Source organism: uncultured Croceicoccus sp. (genome assembly GCF_947496385.1).
Taxonomy (GTDB): Bacteria; Pseudomonadota; Alphaproteobacteria; order Sphingomonadales; family Sphingomonadaceae; genus Croceicoccus.
In genome coordinates this window covers 100,073-107,719 of record NZ_CANMCP010000009.1, presented here as the reverse complement: position 1 = coordinate 107,719, position 7,647 = coordinate 100,073, and the positions used below count along the sequence as shown (strand labels likewise).

Genomic DNA, 7,647 nt, shown 5'->3' with positions numbered 1-7,647 from the left:
TAACATCAACCCTGAGACGAGGCCCGCACTCCGCTAATTTACGCCGCGACTTGTGCCAAATGTTCTGACGACGGACACCATTCAACCGTGTCCGAGAGAACTCCCCGCACTTGGGAAACAGGAACGCCCTTGCGAATGAGGCCGGCTGCATGCTCGCGGACTTGTCTGTAGCCTTCGTCGAACTTTGCCTTGTTTCGAAGGTCTGCTTCGTACTCAATCGTGGTCGAGCCGATGAGATTGTCGATGAAACGGTTTGCGTCCGTCCCGGCTCCTGTGGCGATCTTAGTGAGTGCCTCAGCGCCCTCGCCGTAGTGATCGATCCAGCGTTCATCGGCCTGCTCAGGAAAAATTCTTCTGAGCCAGGAATGAAACTCGCCTCTTAGGACCGCTTCCACCTTGGCTTGCTGACGTAGCGCCGAACAGCGAGCGATTGCTTGCCGCGCCTGTTCGATATCCGCTGTCATGCCACCCCCTTGAGTCGACGATCAATTGAATATGCCAAGCCTTCGTAAAGCGCGGCGGCAATTTCTGCCCTTTCGGTGTCCGTTGCCGAGGGGAACACCGCGGAAAGCACCAGCTTGTCGATCGCGTCCAGCGCGTCACGACTTGGACGTGGCTTCCAAAGTGCCGCGAGGTCTCGGGTGGCGGTCTCGCCGAGTTTGGGAAGGCGCAATTTACGGAGCTGAACAGCTTCGAGTTTAAGGGCGCCACCTCCGAGCGGCGTTCCGAGCGCTTCCATATTGGCGCGGCACCATGCGCTGTTTAGAAGCGAAGCCAACGCGCCGGTCGGCCACTGCATGCCCTTCGACCAAAAAGTGGAAAAGTTGGCATCGATAAGGACGACCGGCTCCACGTTGGCGAAGACAGATGGTTCATCGTGATTAATTCTGGGGGCGAAGGCCTGCGGCATATGACGCGGCTGAAAATCCGGAAGCATGTACCAAAAGCGCGGCGCAATTCCTGGGCGTGCGGCCCGGACATTAGTTCTGACGGCGGATAATTTCGGGATCGGTTTCCCGCCTGCGATTTGCTTGTGTGCAGCACTCGCAACATAGCTCGCGAGTGTTGGTGGCATCTCCTGCGGCAAGGCATCCCCCGCAATCGGACTTGCGCGCTTGAGCGTTTCAAGGTCGTCAGGATGAGCCCACTGGCGCAGATCGAGAACACGGGTGTCTGGCATGTGCCCTTTACAAAATTGCGGAAGGTCAGCCTGGCGATGCATAACCGGACGAAGGGAGGCCTCCGGGACTTCAATCACATCTCCGCCGAAGGCTGGGTCGATTTTGACCGCTTGGGTCCCGTTGCGGGGCTTCCCGACCGCACGAACGTAGAAGAAGCGGTTCCCCCCTGTTCTTAATCCTTGCCCTACCGAAACCCCTGCTTCCTCGAGCGATATAACAGCGGGCTCGGGCTTGTCCGCGAGAAGTGCGGCGATCGCTTCGGGAATGAGAATGGGCGTGGAATGGTGGCTGGCGGTCCCAGCCTGCGAACTAAACGGCTCAAGATGAGCCAACCAGCTGCGGCGCGCGTCTTGGTGCTTAAGGTCAAGCCACTCTTTGGTAAGATCGAATGGTCGTCGCGCTATCCCAAGCGGCAATTCGCAGTCAGCGGCGCGAACAGCAAACTGAGCTTCCGGGAAATCTCCGGGAAATGCGGCGCCCAAGAGCGAACTCTCTGCGGCGGCCTCTGGAGAAACTTCGAGCCATGGGATGGTGCCAAGATGCGTCCTTTCGCTAATTGGCACAGCAGCCTCATCGTCGGTCAGCCGTCGCGCAACGATCAAGTGAGTGCGTACTAAAGCGTCGGAAAACCAGCCGGACTGCGTATCTTCAACGACTGCCTCGATCCGGAAGCACCTGAGCATGAGATAGCGAATAATGTCCGCGTATTCCCGCGTTCTCCAGGTCGCCGGCACCACAAGGGCGAGGCGTCCGCAAGGCCGAACCAGCATCGCCGAAAGGAGCCATGCGGGAACAGAGAGGTCCGCTAAGCCGGAGTATTTTTCCGACAGGGCCGTCCAGACTCCTTTTGACGCCGACGGCGCCAAATCCTCGACACGTTGGGCAAGATTTTTCCGGACGCCCTCGGCGCGACCATTGAGCGATTGATAACGGACGTAGGGCGGGTTGGTAATGACAAGGTCATACTGTCGCACCGGCAAGCGGAGCGTGTTAGAAAAGGCGTCGCCGGTAACGGTGTCGCTCTCGAATGTGCCGCCGGGAAGAAGGGCGCATAACCGCGTCTTACAAAATGTCGCTGTCGATCGATCGTACTCGATTGCGTCCAAGCGCTCGATCTCAATATTGCGCGCGGCTGCCGCCTCTTGAACTGCGTCAAGAAGATCGCCCGTTCCCGCAAAGGGGTCGAGGATCGTGCGCGTCTCCGGCTCCAATGCGAGATGTGCCAGTACGCGACCTAACGGAAGGCCGGTAAAGAACTGGCCGAGGCTTTTGCGCTGAGCGCTCGGTAGCTCCGCCTCATGGTGACGGGCTTGCTCACGGAACTCGGCTATTTCACTAGGCACTGACAAATTCGCTCGCTTTCGTTGTTTCGCGTGCGTTGTGCCACCGGTAGAACTCGTCGGCATCGAGTGGGATGTCCTGGTCGCGTGTCAGGAAGTGGCTCACCAACCTCGAATAGAGTCGCTGCGCACTTTGCTCTCCCACCCCGAGGCTGGACGCCGAAACGCTCAGGCGCTCAGCGACGGTCCAAACGCAATCCTCATCAATCGCCGCGGCACTTCGTGCCTTGGCGAGAAGAAGAACAGGATCGCCTCTGACAGCGCCGGCGGTCGTGACCTGCTTGAAGCTGCCCTGGGTCTTGTCGAGAACGCCCGCGCACTCGACGCCAAGCCCGGCATCCGAATAGGCGCCGCGGAGCGCGTTCCACACCTCGGCAGATGCAGAATGAAAGACCAGCGTAGCCTTACCCTCTGGCTTGAGGATGCGATTGGCCTCAGAAAGCGCGTCGGTCAGCAACTCCTGATATTCACGAATGGACTTTTTCTGGCTGCTGCTGACGATTGCTTCGTCACGGCGGTCGGTAAACTCTCCGAGCCAGGCCTCATTGATGAAGTTGATTTCGGCGTAGGGGATGTTTCCTCCGAAGGGCGGATCGGTGAAAACATAGTCGATGCTGCCGTCCGGCAAATCGACCTCGCAGCTCGAATGCTGATGGACGCTTACGCGCCCACGCCTGCCATAGACCACTCCAAAGGCATCGGATATTGTTTTGAGTTTGCGGCGGAGTCCGGCAAACAGGTTTTTCTCGACCGGTAAACCGCTGACGTAGAGCACCCCCGGTTGTGCGCTGGTCACGACCAGATCCTTCTGGCCGGATTTTGCGACAACCCGCGTCATGATGGTTGCATGCGCCGCATTGTAACTGAGCAGCCAGAACCGCAGAGCCCCCCGGATCGCTTCGGGATAGCGACCTGCGGCCTCCCACAAGCGGCCAAAGACGATCAGGTTGCGGCGCGTGTAAAATTGATGAAGGTGGGTGATGCCCTTGTGATAACCGCGGCGGTACAGATCGCCCCAAGGGATCAATTGCTTTGGCACGCAATCGGGAATGGGCTCCGCTTCGATCTGAGCAATCAGCTCAGAGTCGGCCTTGCTGGCCGGCCGAGACCACCGCGATTTTCCAGTCGATCCGTAAATGCGGGCAATGGTGCGTGACCGCCTTTCGACGCTCGCGTCGATGACGTCGTCCCAGGAATTCTCTACGCTCCGCGTCGCCTCATCCAAAGGCGCTTCACAGCCGCACATCTGGCAACTGAAAGTGGAGCGGATTCTGGCGGGAGCCAGTGACACGCTCGAATCCCAAAGACTTGTCTCGCCCTGGCAATCTGGACACGTCAGGAAATCACTCCAGACGGCATGTCTCAGAGCACCTTGGCGTCCCTCGGGGTCAAGCGCGCCGTACATCCAGCCGCAAGCCGCTTCGACTGATTTTAGAATGTCGGCGGCAGCTTTTCGAAAGGCGCGGGGCTCTGGGGGGTTGCTGAGTGTACGTCCTACGAAAGAGCCAAGCGCTCCGATCTCATAGAGAACCGCATTCCGGGCGCCCCATTCGACGTTGAGTCCCAACCGATCGGCCTCGGCTCGCAGCTCATCTGACGGGTTTTCGCACAGAAGGGCCGCGAGGCCGGTGGTGCCGCTCCCTGCGAATCCATCAAAAACGGTGTCGCCCGGACGCGTGTGAGCGGCAATGAACAGGGCAATGGCCTCGGGGGAAATCTTTGTCGGGTAAGGGAAGGCACCGTAGAGAGGACCGCTCCGGCTGGCCGGCAAAGCGCGCTCGTATAGAGCGGTAATTTTGGGGAGCACGTCTGCTGAATTAATCTTACTCTTGGCGCACCTCATCTGACCTCCACGCGGCTTCTTGCTTTTAATGTTCATTTTGGCGCCCCTATTTGACTTTTTGATCCCGGAGAGACGCAAGTTCCGGACGCTGTCTCACGAGAGCGTCTTCCCTGCCTCTACCCATAGCAAGATAAACGCCTCCCGTTTCCCCATTTTTCTCTAGGCCTGCCTCGTTGGGCGTTCTCTATATGTTCAAACTGACACAAATTTGTGCCGCTATCAATATATTGATTTCCCTTCCTTTCACGCAGGCGGGACCGAGGGTGCCGTAGCGGCGTGCCTTCTGTAGAGCTAAAGAAGTTTCGCTACCACAGCCATCGCGGGAGCGAGGGTGCTTCTGTTAGCAGGAGCAAGGCTATACCCCGAAGTCGATTGCCCGGACCTTTTCGCGAGACAATTCACGCTCGGATTCACGCGCCGGCTGCTCGCCACGACCCTTCGAAACTCCCAAGGCTGCGGCATCTCGCAGGCGTTCGGTCACCTCCAGCGCAGACGCCTTCTCTCCCTTGTTGCGTACCACCGCGCCTCCCAGCTTCGCCGCGCTGTCGACTACCAGCGTCAGGTGATCGCGCAGACGGGTGACGGTGACCAGGAATGTCTGCTGGTTCGAGAGATTGCGCTCGCGGCTGTCCATGACGGCAATGCCGCGATCGGATGTCAGCCCTTGCGCCATGTGCGCGTTGAGCGCGTAGGCGAGATCGGCCCGCCTCAGCATCGGGTCCCCCTCTTGCAGCTGGAGGTGCTCGCCCTTGGATGTCTCCACCGTCACCCGACCCCGCTCGATTGAAACGACTTTGGCGCGGTCGGCGTTGAACAGTCCGCGTCGGTGATCGTTGCGAGTCCAGCGGATTCGGTCGCCCCGATGAATCTCTAGCTGACGTTGCTCGAAAAGAGCCAGATTGTCGTCCTTGCCGGCCTTCCGCATTCGTGCGGGCCTGAACGCATGCTGCCGACCGCGCTCATCCTCAAGCCGAACGATGCCTTTCGCCTCGTCGATGTCGCCAACAGCATATTCGCCGCGTCTGAGCCCCAGAGTACGCTCGGGCTTTGCGACCTCGAGCACCATGCCGGGCCGGTAGGCGGCAAGATACCGCAGCTCCTCGCGGGTCAAGTTCACCCGATCGAGCACTTCGAGCGCGATCTTCTTAGGGCCGATCTCCCCGTTCGCCTGGAGGCCGCGCTGGACCGCCTCGTTGACCGCAGAGCGAAGGTTGCGGCCCGAGGCATATATCGCCGTGCGCTCGCGCTCGGAGGGCGGCAGCGAGAGCCAGCGCTCGGCAGCCACGATCGCGCCATCACCTTGGGTTTCAACGGTGTGCCCCTTGAGATGGTCCAGCGCCGATCGCACGAGACCTGCCTGCGCGGCCGCCTGCGCCTGCCGCAGAACCGGGTCGCGGCCGCGCAGATTGGTGTTCATCTCCGCGCGGGCGATTCCGCCCTGCTGGAGAAGCGCGAAGGGCTTGCCGGCATCGACCGCACCGAGTTGGCGGCGGTCGCCCATCAGGACCAGGCGGTGCACGCCGGCCAGATTGGCGATACGGATCAGCTGTTCCTTGTCGGCGTTCGAGACCATCGAGGCTTCGTCGAGGACCAGGACATGGTCCTTTAACGCCGCCTTTGCTTCGATTTGACGGGCGTCATTCCCCGGCTCGTCGATCAGCGTGCCCCAGTCCTTTAGGAAGCGGGCGAGCGTCTGCGAGCGAATGCCCGTGTCGCGCTCGAGCATCTGCACCAGCGTGTTCTGAACCGCGAGGCCGATCACCGGATGTCCTTCTTCGCGCAGCACTTCGGCTACAGGCTTCAATACGCTCGACTTGCCCGCGCCAGCCACGCCCTGGATGGCGATCGTGCGGTCGGTCGAGGACAGGATGAGTCGCGCGGCGCCAAGCTGCCCCTCGTTGAGCTTGAATCCATGGTTGATTTCGGCGGAAGCCTGAACGCGGCTTTCCGCTTCGCTGGCCCCGGTACCTGGCTTGATCGCGCCACTGCCTTCGGCCGCCCAGGCAAGGATGCGCGTCTCGAGTTCAACTGCCTCGCGGCTCGCGACCCAGCCCCGGTGCTCCCCGGTCCCCTCCAGGAGATACCCCGAGCGAACCAGCGAGCGGACTGCGGTTTCAACATGACCGATCGTCGTGGGCAGCCCGAAATCGAGCGCGGCCTTGTAGAGCGCTTCGCGCTCGAAGCCGGCCTCGCGCTGCGAGAGATGGCGCACACCCGAGGCGACCGCCTGCGCCGCCGCGATGGCTTCGGGGCCTTTCTTCCAGACATGGCTCGGCACCAGCGGGTCGCGCTCTTCGCCAGAAATGCGCGCGGCAAACGCCCGCAGGCGAGCGATACCCCGCTCGACCAGTGTGACCGGGCGCGCGGCCTCGCGCTCCTGCCGCGCGGCCCGCAAATGCGAGACTTCTACCAGCGGCTCGAGGTCGAGTCCGATCTCCTTCGCCGCCTGATCCCAGCAAACGGCGAGCGCGCCGCGGTCCTTGATCGCCGCCTTGGCCGAACGGGTGGCGAGAGCGGCAATCCGCCCGGCCTCCAGTCCGGAGCCACGACGCGCATCGAGCACCTCCTGCCGCCGGGTGGAGAAGGCCATCAGCTGTTCGCGACTGATCCCGCGCGCCTCGAAATTGCCGTGCTTGAGCGCCGGACCAGCCTCGTAGCCGAGCTTTTCGACGCTCGTGCGAAAGCGCGCCATCGCGATCGAATTGAGGAGCGTGTTCAACGACCACAGCCGGTCGTTCTTGAGCGTGCGCCACACTCCGTCGGGCCCGCGGGTCACATTGGCGACGACCGCATGAAAATGGAGGTTGGGCTCCTGGTTGCGGTTGGTGTCGTGCTGAAAGAGACCGATGGCAAGGTTGCCGGTGGCGACCGTGCGCACCTGCCCCTTCTCGACGAGCCGGGTTTCGGCAGCGTTCTTCTCCGCCCAGGCGAGCGTCTCGATGACCGCTTCGCGGTAGGCTTCGACGATCCGCTCGTCCTTGCCGAGGAGAGCCAGCAGCGACCAGCTCTTGGGCAGCGAAAAGGTGAGGTCGGTGCCCGGCCGATGCCATTGGCCGGGATTGCCGACGCTCGATCCGTCGGGCAGCTCGCCGCGCAGTAGCGCATTGAAGGCTTTGGCCTCGACGCGGCCCTTCAGGCCCAGCAGATCGGCGCCTTTGCCGATCCACTGGCCCGACCGGTCGGCATCGGCTCTGGCGTAATAGTTGTCAGCGGCGAAGTAGCTCGCCGCAGCCGACGGCGAGCGAACATTGGCGACAGAGAGCATCGGCGGCGGATCCCATTT

Annotated in this window: 4 protein-coding genes; all 4 read right to left on the bottom strand. The window is 61.5% G+C overall.

Going from position 1 to position 7,647, the window contains the following annotated elements; genetic code table 11:
- Positions 1-38: 38 nt before the first annotated feature.
- The 4 genes from Q0897_RS13380 to mobF all read right to left on the bottom strand — a co-directional run bounded on the left by Q0897_RS13380 (position 39) and on the right by mobF (position 7,629).
- The gene (locus Q0897_RS13380; RefSeq protein ID WP_299309917.1) at positions 39-464 is read right to left on the bottom strand and encodes a hypothetical protein; all 426 of its coding nucleotides are present in this window, start codon (positions 462-464) and stop codon (positions 39-41) included.
- A complete protein-coding gene (locus Q0897_RS13375; protein WP_299309916.1) occupies positions 461-2,524 on the bottom strand; it encodes an N-6 DNA methylase in 2,064 nt (687 codons plus the stop codon). The genes Q0897_RS13380 and Q0897_RS13375 overlap by 4 nt, the downstream gene beginning before the upstream one ends.
- Positions 2,517-4,400, bottom strand: a complete 1,884-nt coding sequence (locus Q0897_RS13370) for a DNA methyltransferase (RefSeq protein ID WP_299309915.1) — start codon at positions 4,398-4,400, stop codon at positions 2,517-2,519. Before Q0897_RS13370 ends, Q0897_RS13375 begins: the two co-directional genes overlap by 8 nt.
- 319 nt (positions 4,401-4,719) lie before the next feature.
- Complete coding sequence (mobF, locus tag Q0897_RS13365) at positions 4,720-7,629, bottom strand: MobF family relaxase (RefSeq protein ID WP_299309914.1); 2,910 nt, start codon at positions 7,627-7,629, stop codon at positions 4,720-4,722.
- Between the last annotated feature and the right edge of the window lie 18 nt (positions 7,630-7,647).

Coding starts and splice junctions, on each gene's coding strand:
- Q0897_RS13370 (WP_299309915.1), bottom strand. CDS start 4,400: ATGAACATTAAAAGCAAGAAGCCGCGTGGAGGTCAGATGAGGTGCGCC.
- Q0897_RS13380 (WP_299309917.1), bottom strand. CDS start 464: ATGACAGCGGATATCGAACAGGCGCGGCAAGCAATCGCTCGCTGTTCG.
- mobF (WP_299309914.1), bottom strand. CDS start 7,629: ATGCTCTCTGTCGCCAATGTTCGCTCGCCGTCGGCTGCGGCGAGCTAC.